Annotated in this window: 21 protein-coding genes; 5 read left to right on the plus strand and 16 right to left on the minus strand. The window is 61.9% G+C overall.

The annotated features are described in order from the left end of the window. The 9 genes from BLW55_RS06360 to BLW55_RS06400 are packed head-to-tail and all read right to left on the minus strand — an operon-like array spanning window position 1 to window position 7,279. The gene (locus BLW55_RS06360; RefSeq protein ID WP_007009583.1) at window positions 1-789 is read right to left on the minus strand and encodes an SDR family oxidoreductase; all 789 of its coding nucleotides are present in this window, start codon (window positions 787-789) and stop codon (window positions 1-3) included. Beyond that, the gene (locus tag BLW55_RS06365; RefSeq protein ID WP_090327613.1) at window positions 789-1,715 is read right to left on the minus strand and encodes a VOC family protein; all 927 of its coding nucleotides are present in this window, start codon (window positions 1,713-1,715) and stop codon (window positions 789-791) included. The genes BLW55_RS06360 and BLW55_RS06365 overlap by 1 nt, the downstream gene beginning before the upstream one ends. A 20-nt stretch (window positions 1,716-1,735) precedes the next feature. After that, window positions 1,736-2,548, minus strand: coding sequence for an alpha/beta fold hydrolase (locus BLW55_RS06370; RefSeq protein WP_090327616.1), 813 nt, complete (start codon window positions 2,546-2,548; stop codon window positions 1,736-1,738). Window positions 2,549-2,555: 7 nt separating this feature from the next. Then, complete coding sequence (locus BLW55_RS06375; RefSeq protein WP_090327619.1) at window positions 2,556-3,290, minus strand: SDR family oxidoreductase; 735 nt, start codon at window positions 3,288-3,290, stop codon at window positions 2,556-2,558. Continuing rightward, window positions 3,290-4,336, minus strand: coding sequence for an aromatic ring-hydroxylating oxygenase subunit alpha (locus tag BLW55_RS06380; RefSeq protein WP_081784606.1), 1,047 nt, complete (start codon window positions 4,334-4,336; stop codon window positions 3,290-3,292). The genes BLW55_RS06375 and BLW55_RS06380 overlap by 1 nt, the downstream gene beginning before the upstream one ends. 51 nt (window positions 4,337-4,387) lie before the next feature. Then, complete coding sequence (locus tag BLW55_RS06385) at window positions 4,388-5,155, minus strand: ABC transporter permease (RefSeq protein WP_025029136.1); 768 nt, start codon at window positions 5,153-5,155, stop codon at window positions 4,388-4,390. A gap of 59 nt (window positions 5,156-5,214) precedes the next feature. Further along, window positions 5,215-6,189 carry an ABC transporter substrate-binding protein gene (locus BLW55_RS06390; RefSeq protein WP_090327620.1) on the minus strand — a complete coding sequence of 325 codons (975 nt, stop codon included), beginning with the start codon at window positions 6,187-6,189 and terminating at the stop codon, window positions 5,215-5,217. A gap of 27 nt (window positions 6,190-6,216) precedes the next feature. Beyond that, window positions 6,217-6,987, minus strand: a complete 771-nt coding sequence (locus BLW55_RS06395; protein ID WP_090327621.1) for an ABC transporter ATP-binding protein — start codon at window positions 6,985-6,987, stop codon at window positions 6,217-6,219. Beyond that, window positions 6,977-7,279 (minus strand): recombinase-like helix-turn-helix domain-containing protein, encoded by a 303-nt coding sequence (locus BLW55_RS06400; RefSeq protein ID WP_007010780.1) that lies wholly within the window; start codon window positions 7,277-7,279, stop codon window positions 6,977-6,979. Before BLW55_RS06400 ends, BLW55_RS06395 begins: the two co-directional genes overlap by 11 nt. Before the next feature lie 244 nt (window positions 7,280-7,523). Between BLW55_RS06400 and BLW55_RS06405 the strand changes: the two genes are divergently transcribed. Further along, window positions 7,524-8,654, plus strand: coding sequence for an FAD-dependent monooxygenase (locus BLW55_RS06405; protein WP_090327622.1), 1,131 nt, complete (start codon window positions 7,524-7,526; stop codon window positions 8,652-8,654). A gap of 260 nt (window positions 8,655-8,914) precedes the next feature. Here the strand turns inward: BLW55_RS06405 and BLW55_RS06410 are convergent, their stop codons facing one another. After that, window positions 8,915-9,862 carry a cupin domain-containing protein gene (locus BLW55_RS06410; RefSeq protein ID WP_025029132.1) on the minus strand — a complete coding sequence of 316 codons (948 nt, stop codon included), beginning with the start codon at window positions 9,860-9,862 and terminating at the stop codon, window positions 8,915-8,917. 68 nt (window positions 9,863-9,930) lie between these two features. Between BLW55_RS06410 and BLW55_RS06415 the strand changes: the two genes are divergently transcribed. From BLW55_RS06415 to BLW55_RS06430, 4 genes are all read left to right on the plus strand, one after another. Continuing rightward, window positions 9,931-10,761 (plus strand): IclR family transcriptional regulator, encoded by an 831-nt coding sequence (locus BLW55_RS06415; RefSeq protein ID WP_090327624.1) that lies wholly within the window; start codon window positions 9,931-9,933, stop codon window positions 10,759-10,761. 116 nt (window positions 10,762-10,877) lie between these two features. Then, window positions 10,878-11,882, plus strand: coding sequence for an ABC transporter substrate-binding protein (locus BLW55_RS06420; protein ID WP_090327625.1), 1,005 nt, complete (start codon window positions 10,878-10,880; stop codon window positions 11,880-11,882). Then, complete coding sequence (locus BLW55_RS06425; RefSeq protein ID WP_025029129.1) at window positions 11,879-12,673, plus strand: ABC transporter ATP-binding protein; 795 nt, start codon at window positions 11,879-11,881, stop codon at window positions 12,671-12,673. Before BLW55_RS06420 ends, BLW55_RS06425 begins: the two co-directional genes overlap by 4 nt. Then, window positions 12,673-13,458, plus strand: a complete 786-nt coding sequence (locus BLW55_RS06430; protein ID WP_090327627.1) for an ABC transporter permease — start codon at window positions 12,673-12,675, stop codon at window positions 13,456-13,458. Before BLW55_RS06425 ends, BLW55_RS06430 begins: the two co-directional genes overlap by 1 nt. Before the next feature lie 184 nt (window positions 13,459-13,642). Here BLW55_RS06430 and BLW55_RS06435 read toward each other — a convergent pair whose 3' ends face one another. From BLW55_RS06435 to BLW55_RS06460, 6 genes are all read right to left on the minus strand, one after another. After that, complete coding sequence (locus BLW55_RS06435; RefSeq protein ID WP_007010787.1) at window positions 13,643-14,119, minus strand: hypothetical protein; 477 nt, start codon at window positions 14,117-14,119, stop codon at window positions 13,643-13,645. Between the two features lie 2 nt (window positions 14,120-14,121). Further along, a complete protein-coding gene (locus BLW55_RS06440; RefSeq protein WP_007010788.1) occupies window positions 14,122-14,946 on the minus strand; it encodes a DUF3100 domain-containing protein in 825 nt (274 codons plus the stop codon). A gap of 86 nt (window positions 14,947-15,032) precedes the next feature. Beyond that, a complete protein-coding gene (locus tag BLW55_RS06445) occupies window positions 15,033-16,577 on the minus strand; it encodes an aldehyde dehydrogenase family protein (RefSeq protein ID WP_090327628.1) in 1,545 nt (514 codons plus the stop codon). Then, window positions 16,570-17,457, minus strand: coding sequence for an NAD(P)-dependent oxidoreductase (locus BLW55_RS06450; RefSeq protein ID WP_090327630.1), 888 nt, complete (start codon window positions 17,455-17,457; stop codon window positions 16,570-16,572). Before BLW55_RS06450 ends, BLW55_RS06445 begins: the two co-directional genes overlap by 8 nt. Before the next feature lie 107 nt (window positions 17,458-17,564). Next, window positions 17,565-18,473 (minus strand): LysR family transcriptional regulator, encoded by a 909-nt coding sequence (locus tag BLW55_RS06455; protein ID WP_090327632.1) that lies wholly within the window; start codon window positions 18,471-18,473, stop codon window positions 17,565-17,567. Further along, window positions 18,473-19,612 (minus strand): M20 aminoacylase family protein, encoded by a 1,140-nt coding sequence (locus BLW55_RS06460; RefSeq protein WP_090327633.1) that lies wholly within the window; start codon window positions 19,610-19,612, stop codon window positions 18,473-18,475. The genes BLW55_RS06455 and BLW55_RS06460 overlap by 1 nt, the downstream gene beginning before the upstream one ends. Between the last annotated feature and the right edge of the window lie 49 nt (window positions 19,613-19,661).

The raw sequence follows: 19,661 nt of genomic DNA on the forward strand, positions 1-19,661 counted from the left end.
TCAAATGTAACGAGACAGGCCGCCCGACACTTCGAGCTGAGCACCTGTGATGTAGCTCGCCGCCGGCGAGCCGAGAAAAGCGATGGCCGCGGCGGCTTCCGCGGGATTGCCCAGGCGGCCGAGCGGAATGCCCTTTTTTGCCGCCAGTGCGCCGTACCATTCAGCCCGGCTCTGGGACTGGTCCTCACGCTCCGCAAAGCGGCGCGACCACTGCCCCGAACCGACAAGACCAAGCAGAACCGAATTGACCCGCACATCGGGTGCCAGTTCCACGCTCAGCGACTTGAGGAGATTCTGCACGCCGGCCCGCGCCGAGGAGGTGCAGACCATGTGTGGTTCCGGCTGGTAGGCCAGCAATGAGTTGACCGCGACGATGGCGCCCTTTGCCCGGCGCAGCATCGGCAGGAAGGCGCGCGTGGGATGGATCTGGCTGAACAGCTTCAACTCATACTCGGCGCGCCAGTCCTCATCGCTCGTGTCTTCAAAGGTGGAGAGGCGGCCCTGCCCGGCATTGTTGACAAGCAGGTCGCAGCGGCCAAAGCGCGCTTCCACCGAACCGGCGAAGTCTTTTACCGCATCCGGTTCCAGAACGGACAGTGCGCGCGCAAAGACACGCTCCTCCCCGTGGTCGCGAATGAGGACGGCCGCCACATCGTTAAGCCGGCTTTCGGTGCGCGCGCACAGCGCCACGCTCGCACCGGACTGTAGCAGGGTCTCGACCGTTGCCAGCCCGATGCCGGACGAACCGCCCGTGACCACCGCGACTTTTCCATCGTATCCGTAGTGCATCAGATCTTGCTCCTGGCGGGTGCGAGTTCAGGGAAACCGGGGTCCGGGCGGCCCTGCATCACCGCGCGTTGCGCCGGCGTCGGCGGGCCGGCCGTCATCCATCGATCCATGGCTTCAGGCTTGTCGCGCGGCCAGACCTGGGCTTCATGGGTCGTTTCATCGATCTGCTGAAGTTCGGAGGTGAACTCGATGACGAAACCTGATGGGGAAACGAAATAGGCGAAGGGATTGTTGCCGGGCCCATGCCGCCCTGGCCCCCAGGTCGGCACATGCCCTTTCTGCTTCATGCGGCCGATACCGCGCATGAACTCGTCGATGGAGGGCATTTCAAAAGCGACGTGGTTGACACTGGCATAGTTCCCACGGACCAGGGCGATCGAATGGTGGTCCGAGTTGCAGCGCAGAAACACCATCTGGTCGGCGGAATAGTCCGAAACGCGGAAGCCCAGCACACGGGTGTAGAATTCCTGCACGCCGTCCATGTCCGGGGTGTTCAGCACCACATGGCTCACCTTGCGCGGCTTGGCCCATTCGGGCTCCTCATCATGCGTGAGCGCTTCGGTGCGGAAACGCAGACGGCGATTGTCGGGGTCGAGCATCTCGAAACCGTATCCGCCGGCGTAGTCGTCAAAGGAGCCCGGTTCTGCGAGCGCGATGCCGCCGCGCGCGATGACCTGCCGATAGAGTGCATCCATCGATGCCCGGTCAGGCATGGCAAAGTGCACATATTCGATGCCAAAGACCGGCCCATCCTTAAGCCCGTAGAGAAACGGCTCCTCGCCGGTGCCGCGCAGAAGCGCGATGCCATCCTCCTTATGGGCAAGGCTCAGGCCCCACATATCCTCGTAAAAGGGCAGCGTGCTCGTGATGCCGGGTCCGCGCATCATGATGCCGCGAAGGCTGCCGACGCGAATTGTCTCTGCCATGGTCGTTTCTCCTCCCGGCCTCAGCCGACGATTTCCGCGAGCGCATCCAGCGCCGCCGAAAAAGCGGCGGGGGTCTGCTGATAAAGAGCGTGTCCTGCGCCCGGCACGAATGTGAGCGATCCACGCCAGGGATCACGAAGGGCCGCATGGGCCCGGCGGGCCGATTCCGGCGGGGTGACGACATCCTCTGCCCCGACGATGACATCGGTGGGCACCTGAAGCCGTTCGGCATCGTCAAGCAGCCGACCGGAAGCCAGCATGCGAGCGGCCTGCGGGTAGCCCGGTACGCTGACCTTTGCCATCCCGTCACGCACGCGCGCGACAATGTCTCTGTTGTCGTCAGGCGCATAGACAAGCCTCGGCGCCCGAAGATCGGCGAACTTCTCCGGACCCAGAGTCTGTAGATCATCGATGCGCGCCTGAGCAGCGGCACTCAGTGCGGCTCCCCGTGGCACGCCATGGCCAAGCGCCGGAGAGCTGAGCAGAAGGCGTTCAACCCGGTTTCTGTGCGTCGAGGCAAAGGACGCCGCCATCAGACAGCCGAGCGAATGTCCCGCAAGCAGGACCCGCTGGAGACCCAGCCGATCGAGAAACGCTTCGAGCGCTGCCGCATAATCGCCTGCCAGCGGCCAATCGATGTCGAGCGGAGCGGAACCGCAATAGCCCGGCGCATTCCACGCAATTACCCGCCACGCCTTCGGCAGATGTGGCAGAAGCGGCGTGAAGGACGCCGCATTCGAGCCAACCCCGTGCAGCAGTACAAGAACGGGGCCATCCTCGCCTGGCCGCTCCAGATACTCGATCCCACCCGTTTCACTGACTTTAAAGGTCATCACTGCCTCAATTGAAAACAAAGCCGTTGTTTACCGGCAGCGTCTGCCCCGTCAGCGTCAGCGCTCCCTCGCCAAGCAGGAAGGTGACGATCTCGGTAATTTCACCCGGCCCCTGTGCCCCCGGCACGGCGCGTCCTTCCGCGTAGAGCCGGTGGCGAGCTTCCGGCACATAGCCGGTCGATTCCGTGGTCAGGATGCCGGGTGCTATCGCTGTCACTCCGACACGGTTCGGCCCAAGCTCGCGCGCCAGCGAGCGTGTCATCGCCATGAGAGCGCCCTTGCTGGCCACGTAGGACATCAGGCGTGGCGCACCCCAGAGCGCCGTATCGGAAGCGACATTGACAATGCGGCCCGAGCCCGAGGCCTTCAGCAACGGGGTCACTGCACGCGTCATCAGCCACGTACCCCTCACATTGACCTGCATCACCCGATCCCAGCTGTCGATGTCGATTTCCTCGAACGGGATGCCGCCTATGCCTGTAGCGATCGCGCCATTGTTGACGAGGCCATGCAGGACACCATGCTGCTCGGCGAGGTTTCGCCCAACGGCCCGGATCGACGCCGGATCGGCCAGATCAACGGAAATGAAGCGCGCGCCACACTCATCAGCGATCGCGCGGCCCTCCTCCTCGGCGATGTCAGCCAGAACGAGACGCGCACCGTTCTTCGCGAGGTGGCGGGCAATCTCGGCGCCAAGTCCGTGTGCGGCACCCGTAACCAGTATGGTTCGTCCCTCAACCATCACTCGGCAGCCATCTCGGCTTCGACCTGGCTCTTCGCAGCGCGCGTCAGAATTTGCCGAACGCGGGAGACGCCGAGATCATGCTGGTAGAGCATTTCACGTTTGCGCGCGTCGTCGGGCATTCCCTCCAGCATGACCCGATCCTGCTCGAGCACGTCCCAATGCGTCTTTTCCAGCCGGGCGCGATAGAGGAAGCGCCAGCTGTCACGCGCGAGGCCAGAAACCCTGCGCATACGCCAGAAGAAAACCTTGCAGGTGGCCGCATCCACCGGGGTCACGAAACCGATGATGCGGAAAACACCGCCCGGCCCCGCCGCCGGCGGATACGGAATTTCGAGAAAGCAGAACATCGAGCCTGGATGCACCTCGAACTCGGTCCAGTCGAAGTTCTCGCCGACCTGGCCAATCCGGCTGACGCGAAAGCCCGCATCGGTCTTGTCCAGTTTCATCAGGTCCTGTTTGGAACCGAAGGCAAGCGTAAAGCTCTCGGCATGCAGATAGCAGCCATGCATGGGGTCGGCGAGGTTGTCGAGCGCGTAGCGATAGTTCGTTTCCCAGACACCTGTGCAAAGGAAACCCGTCCACGCATCGTCTGTCAGTTCCCTGGGCAGCGCCAGGTCCGGTGCTTCGGGCTGTTCGGCCGAAGGCACATAGACGAACACAGCATCGCCTGCCTCCCGCACCTCAAAGGATTTGAGCGCCTTGCGCCCCTCCAGCGCGCATTCGGGCATGGCCGGAACCCGCACCACCACGCCCTCTCCATTGACGACAACGCCATGATAACGGCAGCCGATATTGCCCTCATGGATTTCGCCATAGGAAAGCGGGGCGCCGCGATGGGGGCAGAAATCCTCGACACAGCGGAGCCTGTTCTCCGCATCGCGCCAAAGAACGATCTTCTCTCCGAGAAGCCTGGTTCCATAGGGCTTCGACGCTTTAACCTCGACCGATTTGGCAACCGGGTACCATTGGCCGCGCAGGCCGCTGTTCACCCGATCCTCTATGAGCGATTTCTTGTCCATGGCTGTCATGTCCGTCTCCGTCATGGATATCCGAAAGCCTCCCGCTTCCGTCGACAGTGATTGTGTGAGGCCCTGCTAGTGCTGGGCCTTGGGCAGGTAATGCAGCACCCGTTCCTCAATCCGCACGAGCACCGCGTAGAGCAGAAAGCCGATCACGGTGAGCAGAACGATGGCGTTGAAGACCATGGCCGCATTGGCTTGCCCGCCTCCGTAGGAGATCAGGAAGCCGAGGCCGGTGTTTCCGCCAACCAGCTCACCAACCGTCACGCCGATCACGGCCAGTGTCGATGCGATCCGCAGCCCGGCCATCAGATTGGGCATGGTGGAAGGCATTTCGACCTTCAGAAAGATGCCCCAGCGGGAAAGGTTGTAGGCGCGCGCCAGATTGACGAGATCGCGATCGACCGTCCGCATGGCCTGAAGCACATTGACCAGCACGGGGAAGAAGACGATCAGCACCGTCACCAGAAGCTTTGGCATGGCGTTGTAGCCGAACCACATGATGAAGAGCGGTGCGAAGGCCACTTTCGGTGCGATCTGCAACGCCAGAATGTAGGGTGACAGAACCTTCTCCCAGAACTCCGACATACCGAGCAGATAGCCAATCACAGCGCCAAGCAGGCTGCCAATGGCAAAGCCGAGCACCGTATAAAGTGCCGTCGAGAGCGTGTGGCCAACGAGCCCTTCCTGAAGCAGCATGCGCTTCATTTCGGCAAGGCAGTCTGTGACCGTCGGGATGATGAATTTCGGAACGCCAAGCGCCGGCGGCAGGAACTGCCATGCGAGCAGGACCAGAACCAGAAGGCCGAGGCTTGCAAGGAGTGTGCTGCGCCGTGAAGTCATGATGGGTTTCGCCACCTTGACCGGGGCCCCTGCCCCGGTCTCCATAGAACTGACCTGTGTCATTGGACGAATTCATTTGTGTAGAGGTCCTCGACCGGAACCGCGGTCTGGACAATGCCGTTGTCGACATAGAAGGCCTGCACACTGGCGATGCGCTCCGGGTCGAATGCACCGAGCGGCTGGTTCTCACCTTCCGGATAGACCAGCGTTGCATAGGACCGCAGAATGCCCTCGATCTCAGCTTCCTTGCCGGCGTGCTGCGGCACGGCGGCAACGTAGTCCCTGGCGGCCTGCGCCGGATCTGCGGCAATGTGGCCGACCGCTTTCAGGACTGCGCCGACAAAGCCGCGCACCACTTCGGGGCGTTCCTGGATCGTCTTGTCGGAGGCGATAATCGCCTGCGCCATGGCCGGAAAGACCTCATCAACCGGCATCTGCTCCATTTCAACGCCAGCCGCCTCGATCGCTGCAATCCATTCGGGCACGCCCGACATGGCATGCAGATTTCCGGCGATGGTGAGCTGGATGATGCCACCTGCTCCAACCGCCTGAATGTCGGCATCGGCCTTGGTCATCTCGGCGGAGGCGAGCACCGCCAGAAGATTGTAGTAAGTGGTGTCCTGGAAGGAGAGCACACCGATCGACTTGCCTTTCAGATCGGCCGGTCCGGTAATGCCACTGTCCTTGCGCCAGGCAAGCTGCGTCAGACCACGGCCGCCGAGCAGAGCCACGCCGCGAATATCAAGCCCGTTGGCGCGCACGATGATGGGCGTGTCCCCGATGCCTCCGCCGAGATCGGCATTCCCGACAGCCACCTGCGTGGCCACGTCCGCACCGCCCTTGCCAACCTGGAAGGTCACGTCGAGGTCTGCAGCCTCGAAATAGCCCTTGCTTTTGGCGAGCTGAAAGGGCGCGAAGGCGGGCAGGAAATCAGGTGCAGGGAAAAGATATGTCACCTTTTCAGCGGCAAAGACCGTGGCGGCTGAAGCCGTGAGAAGAGCAGCGGCGAGAGCCGACTGAAGCATGCGTCTCATCAAAATTCCCCTTTTGCTTAGTGCCAGTCAGATGGCTTTTTCTTCGAGTTTCAGGTGTTTGAATATCTGGGCTGCGTAATCGCTGACCTCGGGCATCACCCTGCGGCGAAGCGGTTCTTCGCGATGCGGCAAATCAACCTTGATCTCCGTCACGATGGTGCCCGGTCGTTCGGAAAGGACGAGAATGCGGTCGGACATCAGCACCGCCTCCGACAGGTCATGCGTGATCAGCAGCGTTGTCTTGCCGGTCTGCGAAATGGTGCCCGCGAAACTGTTCTGGAGCAGAAGCTTGGTCTGCGCATCGAGTGCAGAAAACGGTTCGTCCAGCAGGACGATTTCCGGTTTGATCGCAAGCGTGCGAGCCAGCGCCGCGCGCTGACGCATGCCGCCAGACAACTGGTAGGGGTAATGGTTTTCGAACCCCGCCAGATGACAGCGCTTCAATTCGATCATGGCCCGATCCCGGCGTTCCGATTTGGCAACGCCGCGCGCTTCAAGTCCGAATTCAATGTTCGAAACGATGTCACGCCAGGGCAGAAGCAGATCCTTCTGAAGCATGAAACCGACATGCGCGTTCGGGCCCGCCACCGGTTCTTCGCTGACATAAACCTCCCCGCGCGTCGGCTGGTAAAGGCCCGCGGTCATGCTGAGAATGGTGCTCTTGCCGCAGCCTGAAGGCCCGACAACCGAGACAAACTCACCCTCGTTCACCCGGAAGCTGATGTCGTTGACGGCGACGAGATTTTGCCCTGTCCCCGATGTGAACTCCTTGGTGACGGAACGAAACTCAAGCGCCATAGCCGCTGGCCTCGTAAGCTGCATCAAGCTCCCTGTTCGTCGCCTGCAACTCTTCAGCCAGAAGCGCTTCCGTCCAGTCGGTCCTGCCGGAGCGAGGGGCAACGACGTTCTTTTCCGCCAACTGTCGCGCAACCATGGAGAAGTCGTGCTCGCCCGTGGCGTAGATCGTCATCAAGGCATCGGCCAGCGCATACTCTCGCTCGTCCAGCTCGCGCCCGCGACATTGATGCTCCAGCCCGGGACGCCCCGTATCGAAGGCGCGCTGCGACAGGCGATCTTTGAAGGCGTCCATCTTCCCCTCCCTTGTGTTCAAATAAGAACATATTGTTCAAAATAAGAATGACGGATCGATGATCCCGTGTCAAGCGGCCTCCCGGCGCCCCTCGGGCAGGATCGAAATCTTTGGATTGCATCACCCGGTCGGACCGCCGGCAGGTTGCGTGACAGGCCGGACTGCGTTGACAGAACCAGCCCAGCGCAATACCGTTATTTTTTGAACTTATAGTTCTTATTTGAACACTTCGGGAGTGAGCTGAATGAAGATCGGCATAGCCGGGGGCGGCGTCGGCGGAATGGCCGCCGCGATCGCACTGCAGAAACAGGGACACGACGTCACGATTTTCGAGCGCGCGCGCGCCTTTGGTCGCATTGGCGCCGACGTCAACCTTACCCCGAATGCCGTGCACGCACTCGACGGGCTGGGTATCGGCGAATTGCTGCGAACGACTGCGGCACGCCCCGAATATCGCATCAGCCGAACCTGGGATACGGGAGAGGAAACCTCACGTCTACCAATGAGCACCGCAGCGGAAGAGCGCTACGGTGCGCCCCAGCTCACCATTCACCGTGCGGATCTGCTCGCTGCGCTGGAAAACACCCTGACGGAGAACACGATCCGCTTCACCTCACAGGTCATCGCCGCCGAGGAAGGCGGCAGCGGCGCGGTCGCCATTCTCTCCGATGGTACACGGTTTGAAGCAGACGCCCTGATCGGCGCCGACGGCATTCACTCGGCGGTGCGGCATTCACTGTTCGGCGAAGATCACCCCCGGTTCACCGGCCTGGTCTCCTATCGCGCCGTTTTCCCGCGCGAGCGGGGCGGCAACATCCCCAATCTCGACTCGTTCACGAAATGGTGGGGACCGACACCTGAACGCCAGATCGTTACCTTCCCGCTCAACCTCGGCAGCGAGATTTTCGTCTTCGCCACCACCCCGCAGGACGACTGGGCGGAAGAAGGATGGACACTGCCGGGCGATATTGGTGAGCTGCGCGAAGCCTATGCCGATTTTCACCCTGAAGCACGCGCCCTGCTGGATGCCTGTGAAAGCGTCACCCGTTCCGCATTGCATGTACGCGAACCGATGCAGCGCTGGTCAAAGGGACGCATCACGCTTCTGGGCGATGCTGCACACCCCATGGTGCCATTCATGGCGCAGGGTGCATGCATGGCGATCGAGGATGCGGTCGTACTGGCACGCGCCCTGAGCGGCGCTGTGCCGGACACGGTTTCGGAGGCCTTCAAACATTATGAGGCTGCTCGCATCCCCAGAACCGCCAGGGTGCAGGAGGGATCACTCGCCAACAACTGGCTGAAAAAGGGCTCGAACGCGGACTGGGTCTACGGATACGACGCCTGGGAGACGGCTCTCTCTGAAAGCACCTGATCTCAATTCGGAGTAGCATATCCGGTGCCGGCGCGGCGGCACCGGAACGGCGTTGGCATTCATGGTTTGCGCCGCTGCAATCCCACCCTTGATGCTCCCCTCAGGGTCGAAGCCCGGAGCGAAGTGGTTGAACTCCAACGTCTTGCCCGCGGCGCGCATGGCAAATTTTTGCCTGGAAACCGCTCTGACTGTTTTTAAACCAGTGATGGCGCGCACCCAGCCTGCATGGGCTGGGTGCGGTCTTTCTGCATGGGCCGCGCCTAGGCAGCCTCGTAGACTATGCCGTCAGCCTGAGCCGATCCGACAACCGACCACACTGTGGCCGGAGCGGCGGAGTTGTTGCGGAACCAGTGCTTGCGACCGGCAGGCGTCTTGACCAGATCGCGTGGCCCAAGCTCAACCTCAACGGTCTCGCCATTCTCCTCCCAGCCGACGATCAGCCCACCTTCGAGAACGAGATAGGCGTCTTCCACATCGCGGACGATCGGCTTGATGCCGACGCCCGAAGGAATGCCCAGCATCTCCTTGCGGCAGGTGTCGTGCGCAATGCCGCCCTCACCCACATAGACCTTGCGGGTGAAGCCGGCCTTTTCCCAGATTGTCGGCAGTTCGTTGTGACGCACCACATACTGCGCCATCAGCTTCTGCAGCGGGTGGCTGCCGTTGCGATCGAAAGGCAACGTCTTGCCGGGCTCGGCACCAAAACTCCGCGCCAATTCCGCCGGATGCTCCTTCGGATGATAGTGATAGACCGGCGGCAGCGGCTTGCCGACATCGACCGAAATGGACATCAGTACCGGCGTGACGCCATCATTGCGGAAGCCGTGGCCGATCTCACGGGCATTGAGGATCATGTCCTTGGCACCGAGCTTGACCTCGACAACCTCGCCGTCCTTCTCCCAGCCAACCACAAGCACCCCGTCGATGATGAGGAAACTCTCCTCAATCTCATGGCTGTGGCAGGCAGCGTATTTCCCGGGTTCCTTGTAGATCAGGCTCAAGGTGAAATGATCCGGCTTCATGGTTGATGTGTCGCCAACCTTTGGAGAACCCCCGGCACCGATGTAACGCATCTGTGCCCGGGCCAGATCATCGAACCCGGCATTTGACGGGAAAGCATTCCAGTCAAAGGTCTTGTCTGTAAAGCGGCCTGTATGGGCTGCAAGTCCCTGCGCCAGGGCCGAAGTGGCGGTCGCATGTATGGTCATGGGCTTTCCTTTCGCGTGAAGTGCGAGAAGGCTAGTGCAGGCGGATTTTACCTGCTAGACACTGTTTTATGGATAAAACACCCATCACACCACCTCACTCCGACGACAAGTATCTCGTCCCCGGTTTGATCCGCGGGCTAAAGGCGCTGCAGTCTTTCACGCCCGAAGATCGTGAAATGACACTCTCCGACATAGCCCGTCGACTTCAAACGACGCGATCCGCAGCGTTTCGCACCGTCTACACACTCGCCCAGCAAGGATACCTTCTGCACAACCCGCAGACAGGGCGCTACACGCTCGGCCCTGCGGTTCTGCGCCTTGGCTACGGCTATCTTGCGACCCGCGAGCTGGTCGAAGTGGCCCTGCCGGAACTCGAAAAACTCCGCGACAGGACGGACTGGTCAGCGCATCTTGGCGTACGCGATGGACGCTTCGTCCTCTACATGCTGCGTGTTCCCAGCCATATGGGCCTTGCAAGCATCGTTCATGTCGGCAGCCGCCTCCCGGCAGCCGGCACCACGATGGGTCGCGTGCTTCTCGCCGACCTCAGCGAAAGCGACCTGGTGCGTCTTTACCGCGACGAGACCTATCAGAACGCGCCAGGCCAAACCCCGCGCAGTCTGGGCGAACTCGTCGCGCAGTGGCAAAGGGACCGCGGCACGCCTGCAATTGTCCAGATCGGCAGCTTCGAAACAGGAATTGCCAGCATAGCCGCACCGGTGCGCGACATTGAGGGGAATGTCGTAGCCGCGATCAACGCCACCCAGTCAGCCTCCGCCGACCGTGTCGACAGCATTGACACCGGGATTCGAGACGAGGTGGTGCGCACCGCAGACGCCATCACGCGTTTGCTGGGCGGCATGCCCACCTCCCCCCGCAAGGAGGGCACGGGTACCTGAATGCGGTGGGCCACTCGGTTGCGCCGAACCGATCAAGCCACTCTTGCCACGGCCTTCGATTTGCGCTTAGAATAAATTGAACATTACGTTCAAATATGAACAGAGGGGCGCAACTCATGAAACTGACAAGACGCAACCTGATGCTGGGTGCGATGGGGAGTGCAGCCATGCTGTCATTCCCGGGCAGAGGCCATGCACAGGACAGCTTCAACTTCATCACACCGTTCACGCTTTCACTGGCCTTCGCGCCGGTCATCTATGCCGATGCGGCCGGCTACTACGCCGAAGAAGGCCTGGCCATGAACCTGCAGGCTGGCAAGGGTGCGGCTCTCGCTGCACAGATGACAATCGCCAGGCAGATGGACGCCGGACGCACCGGCGGCACAAACTATATCGTTTCACGCGTGAACAATGACGCCCCGCTTATCTCGATCGCAACGATCGCCCAGCGGTCGCCCTTCTTCGTGCTGTCTTCCAAGGAAAACCCTGTGAAGACGATCGCTGACCTGGAGGGACGCACAGTCGGCATGGCGACACTCGGTGGCTCGATGGAAGGCACGCTCGACCTGATGATGACAGGAGCCGGTGCCTCACCGGGCACGGTGAACAAGGTGAAGGTCGCCGATTCCGCCGCCTCGTTCGCGCTGATCGAAGCGGGCCGCGCCGGTGCATTTCTCGGCAATACCTCATCAATGATCATTGCCAGCTCGGCGCGCGACGACGTCGAAGTCATGCCCATCGACGACGGCATGCCCGGCCAGGTCTACGTCGCGCGACCCGATGAGATCGCCGAAAACCCGAACAAATTCATCTCGTTCCTGCGGGCAACGCACCGTGCGGCTGCAGAGATTGTCGACGCGGAAGACCTGACGCCGATCCTTGCTAAAATCGGTGAGAAACACGATGTGACCGGCCTCAACAATACGGAAACCGCCCAGAAGGATCTGCACACCAATGCGCAGAACTGGGCCTCCAGGGGTAAGGAAAATATCCTGCGCAACGTTCCGGAAGTCTGGGAACGCGCCGTGGGTCTGCTCGCCGACGCCAAGCTCATCGATAAGGCCGTACCGGCGAGCGAGCTCTACACCAACAACCTTCTGGACCAGGCTCTGAAAGCATGAACATCGAGAATACTGCCGATATCCGCATCGTGGGTATCGGCAAAACCTTCGGCCAGGGCGAAAACGCCGTCCGTGCCATCGGTGACGCGACACTCGACATGCAGCGGGGCGATTTCATATCCCTGCTCGGCCCGTCGGGCTGCGGCAAGACCACGCTCCTGCGCATCATCGCCGGCCTGGAACAGCCGAGCGAAGGGGAAGTCATCGTGCGCAACCGGTCCGTCTGGGAAGGCGGCAAAAGATCGTCGGAGGCCACACGCCCCGTCTCGATGATGTTTCAGGAGGCGCGCCTTTTCCCCTGGTTCAGTGTGGCAGAGAACGTTGCCCTGCCCCTGCGCCTGCGAGGCGTCAAAAGAGTGGAACGGGAAGAACGCGCACACGCGCTGTGTGAGACGGTGGGCCTGAAAGGTTTCGAGAAGGCCCGCCCCTCAGCGCTCTCCGGCGGCATGCGCCAGCGTGCGTCGCTTGCAAGGGCACTGATCACCGAACCCCAGGTCTTGCTGCTTGACGAGCCTTTCGGCGCGCTTGACGCAATGACGCGCGACACACTGAACATGGAGCTGATGTCCGTTTGCGCCAAGGCGCAGGTCACCACTATTCTCGTCACGCATTCCATCACCGAAGCGGCGTTCCTTTCGGATCGCGTTGTGGTGCTCGCGTCCCGGCCGGCCCGCATCACCGAGGTAATCGAAATGCCCTTCGAGCGTCCTCGCACGCTTGATCTTCAACGCAAACCCGAGTTTCAGGACATGCTTGTGCGTCTGCGCGCCAGCCTGACAGGAGGCCACTGATGGGCACCGACCGGTTCATCCGCATAGCGCTACCGACCGCAACCGTTTTTGCTTTCCTGATTGCCTGGACGGTTTATGTGCACACTGCAGAGGTCTCCGCGTTCATCCTGCCCACACCGATGCAGATCGTTTCGGCCTTCATCGGCCTCGTAAGCGATCCGGACATTTGGGGCCACGCCCTCGTCACGGTGATCGAGGCCGTTTCCGGCTTTCTCATTGCAGTTGTACTGGGGATTTCGCTTGGAATGGCAATGGCCCGCGTACAGATGCTCGAATGGGCTTTCAAGCCCTTCATCGTGTGCCTGCAACTGATCCCCAAGATCGCCCTCGCACCGCTTTTCATACTGTGGTTCGGTTTTGGTCTCGAATCGAAAATCGTCATTGCTGCGGCTCTCGCCTTTTTCCCGGTTTTCTCGAATGCGCTGGTTGCGTTCCGCTCGGTCGAGCCCGGTGATCGGGACGTCTTCACGATGCTGCAGGCAAATCCGGTTCAGCGCTTCACCATGCTCGACCTTCCCACCGCCCTGCCAGTCGTCCTGGCTGGCATGGAAGTGGCGGTGGTGATGTCAATGATCGGGGCCATTGTCGGCGAGTTCATCGGCGGCAATGAGGGGCTCGGCTACCTCGCCGTTGCCATGCTGCAGGAGCTGCAGGTGCCCGGGCTTTTCGCCGTCATCGTGCTGCTGACACTGATCGGCCTCACGCTCTACACGCTCATCGCCCAGCTGCGTGGCTGGCTGACCCCATGGCACGCTTCCGTGGCAGGTAAATCCCGGGATGGTTAGGAAACGCGGAAACCGCTTTTCTTTCACGAATAGCGTGAGAAGCGCTAACCAGACCGCCTCATCGATACCGTGAAACGCCGAGGCGGTCTGACGTGGAAACTGGGGCCAAAGTCAGCTCGGGGCCCTGCCCCGCAACGAATTGACGTTCTGCGGCTGCCACCCATGGCAGCAGCCGCAGACGCCGTCAAAGGAACAGGTCTGCTATGATTGCCGACCCGAGATAAGTGCCTGTCATCACGAACACGGCCACGATGAAGAGCTTCCAGCCGGAAGATCTGGCGATCGAAATCTCGCGGCGCGTGATCGCGATACCCGCATATGCAAGGCATGGCGTTGCGAGCGTCAGGAAGTTGACGTGGCTCACCTTGTCCAGAACCCAGGCACTGCCCGGCGTCCATGGCAGGGTAACAAGAATGCCAACCAGCGAGATCCAGGCGACCGACGGCAGGCCGACCGGCACGACATGGGTCAGCACGAGACCGACCAATGCGATTACGTAAAGGACAGCCAGACCGACCAGCCCCTGCATGACGGTTGCGTCGGTGGCGACGGTGTTGCCCACCAGCGCGATAAGGGAAACGGCGGCAAGAAGCACCGCGTGCTGTGCCAGATCGGGCTTCGTTTCCGCTTCGTAGTCCACGGGAAGTTCAGCAGTGCTCATGATCACTCTCCGGCGTTGCTGGCTACGGGCTCTTTTCGGCCCAGAAGGTCATACAGTTTTTCGGTCACCGGCAGGGCGACGAAGATGCACAGGTAAAGTCCGGTCGCATAGGTCAGCACGTTGCTGGCCCCGGCCAGTGCGAGGATCTGTTCTTCCATGGCCGGGACAGCATGAGACAATGCACCCGAACAGGCCGCCATCATCGAACCCGATCCGATGCCACACGCCATGGCCAGCGCCTCGATGCTGAACCAGCCCGACGTCGCCAAAAGCGAGGCGAGAATGGCAAAGATAAAGGTCCCGAACAGCGTGCCGATGACATAGACGCCCATGACCCCTGCGCCTTCGGCGGATTTCAGCCCGTATTTGTCGGCGATGATCGCAATGTTCGGCTCACGTGCGACGGAGAACGTGGCGCCCACCGCCTCGCGCCCCATGCCGAGAAGCAGAACGGCAACCGGGAAAGCAAGCAGAATGGTGCCCAGATTGCCAAGTTCCTGCAGGATCAGCGCCGGGCCCGCGGCGATGATCTTTTCCATCGACGGACCGATAATCGTGCCGAACTTGGCGATGAACGGCATGATCGCGATCACGATCAGCGGTGACGCTGCACGAACCTCGCGCTGCCCCATCCAGCCTTCGACTTTGCGAATGACATTGGGATTGAGAACCAGTCCCATCACAAAGGCGTAGAGCAACGGCAGAAGCAGGATCGACCCGATGCCGATCGGCACGGCGACCACGCCAATGGCCTCCGCGATGATGGTGATGACCAGCACACTCAGATGAAGGCGCCAGTCCAGCAGTATGTCTTTCGTCTTCTCCATAGAGATCCCCTCTCGTAAGCCCGTCCCATTCTTAACGCGGGTCGGGATGGAACAAAGGGCGGCCCTTGAGGGACCGCCCATGCGGTTCAGCCCGGTGCGTAACCGAAGCCGATCGTCGGATCGGCTGCGGTTTCGACCCAGACCGATTTTGTTGTCGTGTAGGCGGCGAGCGCTTCCCGGCCGGAAGAGCGCCCGTAGCCCGACTGGCCAAAGCCGCCGAAGGGCGACATAACGTTGATGGTCTTGTAGCTGTTGATCCAGAATGTGCCAGCGCGAACTTTCGCCGCAACCCGGTGCGCACGCCCTACATCCCGCGTCCAGACCGCGCCTGCGAGCCCGTAGGGTGTGTCGTTGGCAAGCGCGACCGCCTCTTCTTCGTCTTCGAAGGAGAGAACCGACAGAACGGGACCGAACACTTCCTCGCAGGCGATCTCCATCTCGTGCGACACGCGATCGAGAATTGTCGGGGCGTAGAAGAAACCGCCGGTTTCCCCCAGGGCATCCGGCTTGCCCCCGCCGGTCGCCAGATGCGCACCTTCTGAAACGGCGGTGCGCACCATCGTGTCCACCTTGTCCCACTGGCGCGCATTGTTGACCGGGCCAACCTGCGTGGCCGGATCGAGCGGCATACCGACGGGAATGCGCGCGCTGGCCTGTGCCAGTTTCTCGACCATCTCGGTATGCACGCTGCGATGCACGAGGAGGCGCGATCCCGCCACACAGCTCTGACCGCACGCGGCGAAGATCGCCGCCTGCGCGCCGATCACCGCACGGTCGACATCCGCATCGGCGAACACGATATTGGCAGACTTGCCGCCCAGTTCCAGGATCGACGGGATGAGACGCCGGGCCGCAGCCGCGGCAATCGCCGCGCCACCCGTGGCCGAGCCGACGAAGACGACCAGTCCCGTGGTGGGGTGTCCGATCATTTTCTGGCCGGCAGTCGGTCCCTGCCCGGCAATCACATTGACGAGCCCCTTCGGCACACCTGCCCTGACGCACAGGGCGGCAATGACGAGCGAGCTCAGCGGCGTCAGCTCAGACGGCTTCAGCATCACGGCATTGCCCGCACAGATCGCCGGTGCAACCTGCCAGCAGCAGGTAAAGAGTGGCGCATTCCAGGGTGTGATCTGCGTCACGACGCCAATAGGCTCATGGCGGGTGTAGTTCAGATGGCTCGACGGCACCGGGATGACGTCGCCGGTGATCTTGTCGCACCAGCCGGCATAATATTCGAACATCTCGGCCATGCGCGCCGGCTCGCCGGCAGCATCACGGATCGGGCGGCCGGCAGAGATCGCCTCGAGACGCGAGAGTGGCTCCGCATGGGAACGAATCTGGCGTGCAATCTCGAACATGATGCGCCCGCGCTCGGAGGCCGTCTTGCCCCACCATTCGCGCTGAGCGGCAACGGCTGCTTCGGCCGCGGCATTCACGACCGCCGCACCGGCATCCGGGAACTCGGCGAAAATCTTGCCGGTAGCGGGGTCGGTCAGCGCAAGGGTTTCGCCATCGCCCCGCATCAGCCGTCCTGCCACATGGTTCTGCACGTCGGCACTGCCCAGAAGCTCGGTCAGCAGCCGTGCGACTTCGGCACGCGTGTCGGTTGCGGGGATCATGTCATCAGCCATTGGTCTTCTCTTCCGTCGCGGCCTCAACACGGCCGAGCAGCATGAAATCCTGATTGTCGGAAACGCCTGAATTCTCCTCGGACCAGAGGCTCGCCACCAGCTCCGACACCGGCATGGCACACCCGCTTTCCTGCGCCAGTTCAAGCGCCAGCCGCACGTCCTTGCGCATCAGTCCGGCGGAGAACCCGCTGTCGAAACTGCCGCTCATGACCCAGTTGGGAAAATGAATTTCACTAAGCGCGCTGCGACCCGTGGCGCTGTTGATGACGGAAAGCGCGTCTTCCGCCGGCAGGCCCGATGCCTCGGCAAGGCGCAGGCCTTCGGCCGTGGTCAGCATGTGGCAGGCCACCAGCATGTTGTTGACCAGTTTGGCGATGTTGCCGGAACCGCTTGGCCCGACATGGAGCACCCTGGAGGCAAGCGCATCCAGAACCGGTTTCGCCTGCGCGACCCACTGCGCATCGCCGCCCAGCATCACCGACAGAGAGCCGCTGGCCGCACCCTGGGGACCACCGCTGACAGGCGCATCGAGGAAGCCATGACCAATATCGGCGAGTTTCGCCGCCAGCTCACGGCTTACCGACGCCTCGGAGGTGGACGTATCGACAATGATTTTCGGGGTCTTGAAAGCACCGGCAGCCAGTCCGGCCTCAATCGTCGCCTTCACATGGCTGGCCAGGGGCAGCGAAAGCACGATCACATCGCTTGCTTCGATCACACCGGCCGGCGTCTCATGGGTAACGATGCCTGCTTCTGCAGCTCCTGCCATAGCCTGCGGTGCAAGATCAAAAGCTGCCACCGAAAACCCTTTGGCCAGAAGGGAGCGGGCCATACCCATTCCCATCGCTCCAAGACCGATCACACCGACCGACTGCGTCATGATACCTCCCGTCTCACTTACCGTTCATGACACTGCGGTGACAGCGTGTTGTTGTATAGATAGCGATTGAGGTACGTAGCGTTGCCATTTCGGCAACACCGAACGATCTAGTTTTGAAATGCCACCATGTTTGCGGCCAGATAGTCGACCGTCACCGCAGCGGACTGCGGCAGGCGCCGGCGCGCCCGCACCATGAGATGCGCACTGACGTGCCGCAGGCTTTCCTCGTCGAGGTCAATGATTGCGACTTCGCCCCGCTCAGCCTGGATGGAAACGGAGAAGCGCGGAAGGAAACTGCCGCCCATGCCAGCACCGACATAACGGATCAGAGCGGCGATGGACGAAGTTTCGACCTGCGGACGCAGCGCCAGGCCGAGATCACCGGCCGCACGCGCCACCAGAGCCCTGATGCCGTGGCGGACATCGAGAATGGCAAAGGGATGATCAAGCATCTCCGCGAGCCGTACGGACCGGTGTTCGGCGAGCGGGGAGCCGACGGGAACAACACCGCAGAGCGGTTGTCTGGCAAGAGCGACGGAGCGCGCTGCCTCCATGGGAACGGGATTGTAGGCGATACCCAGGTCCGCGTCCCCTTCAATCACCCGGCGCTGAATTTCCTCAGTCCCTGCAATATCGATGCGAAAGCGCAGATGGGGGTGCTTGCTGCCGAGCGGCCCGAGGCCATTCTGCATCAAATCGGCGGCAAACCCTTCGCCCACGGCGATACGCACCACCTGACCGCCCGTGTCCCTGAACTTGCCAAGCTGATCGAGCAGGAACGTCTCCTCATCCTGCCGAACCAGCGCATGCTCACGAACCAGGTGCCCGGCATCCGTCAACGCAATGCCCTGGGCGCTGCGCTCCACCAGGGCAACGCCAAGCCGCGCCTCCGCTTCGACGAGCTTGCGACTGATTGCCGAAGGCGCCATGTTCAGCCGTTCGGCAGCGCGACGGATCGAACCCTCGCGGGCAACGACCAGAAACGCCCGCAGAAAGCGGCTGTCCAGGGCGTCCATCAGCCTGACAGAACCTGCCGCACCAGCCGCACCCAGAATTCGGCACCGGTTGGCAGCACATCGTCATTGAAATCGAAATGCGGTGAATGGAGCCCGGGATTGTCCCCCGCACGCGCCGCGCCCAGCCAGATATAGGCTCCCGGCTTCTCGTTCAGCATGAAGGCAAAATCCTCCGATGCCATGCTCGGTCCTGCCTCGCCAGTATCAAGCCCCATGGCCCCGCCGACACGCCTCGCCAGCGCCGCCTCATCCACGCTGTTGATCGTTGCCGGATAACGACGCTGATAATCGATGCTCGCCCGGCAGCCATGTGCCGCAGCGATGCCCTGGATCACTTCAGAAAGCCGCGCCTCGATTTCATCCCCCGCCTGCGGCTGGAACCAGCGCGCCGTGCCGCGCACCACGGCGCGGTCCGGGCAGACGTTGAAGGCAGACCCGGTGTGGATCTGTGTCACCGAAACCACACCCGGCACCAGTGGCGACAGTCGCCGCGCCGGCAGTTCCTGCAAAGCGGCGGCCATCCGCGCAGCGGCGGCCACCACACCGTCGCTCTGCTCCGGCATCGCAGCATGCCCGCCACGCCCTTCGATCGTGATCTCGAAGATGGCAAATGCTGCCATCATCTCGCCGTCGCGGGCGACAAGCCGGCCGGGTGCGAGCCCCGGCCAGTTGTGAATGCCAAAAATCATATCGCACGGGAACTGACGGAAAAGGCCGTCCTCGATCATCACCCGTGCGCCGCCATCGTTTTCTTCCGCCGGCTGGAAGATCAGCGTCACGTTTCCGCCGGTCACCCCATCGGTCGCCATCTGGCGCGCTGCCAGAAGCAGCATCGCGGTGTGCCCGTCATGCCCGCATGCGTGCATCATGCCTGGATGGGTCGAAGCGTGGGCAAGCCCCGTTGCTTCCTCAATGGGCAGTGCATCGATATCCGCCCGCAGACCGACCGAACGGTTTCCCTCGCCCAGCCGGGCCACAACGCCGGTCTGCGCGAGCCCGGTTTGAACCTGCCAGCCCCAACCCTCCAGCAGGCCGGCAATCAGCTTCGATGTGCGCTCTTCCTGAAACCCCAGTTCGGGATGACGGTGCAGGTCGCGCCGCCACGCAACAGCCTCATCAATATGAGCGCTTTCGAACATTCTCTCACCCTTTCAGCAATGTCGGCAGAAGGCGGCCAACGGCGACGCA

Origin of the sequence: Nitratireductor aquibiodomus, assembly GCF_900105565.1 — a bacterium.
Lineage (GTDB): Bacteria > Pseudomonadota > Alphaproteobacteria > Rhizobiales > Rhizobiaceae > Nitratireductor > Nitratireductor aquibiodomus.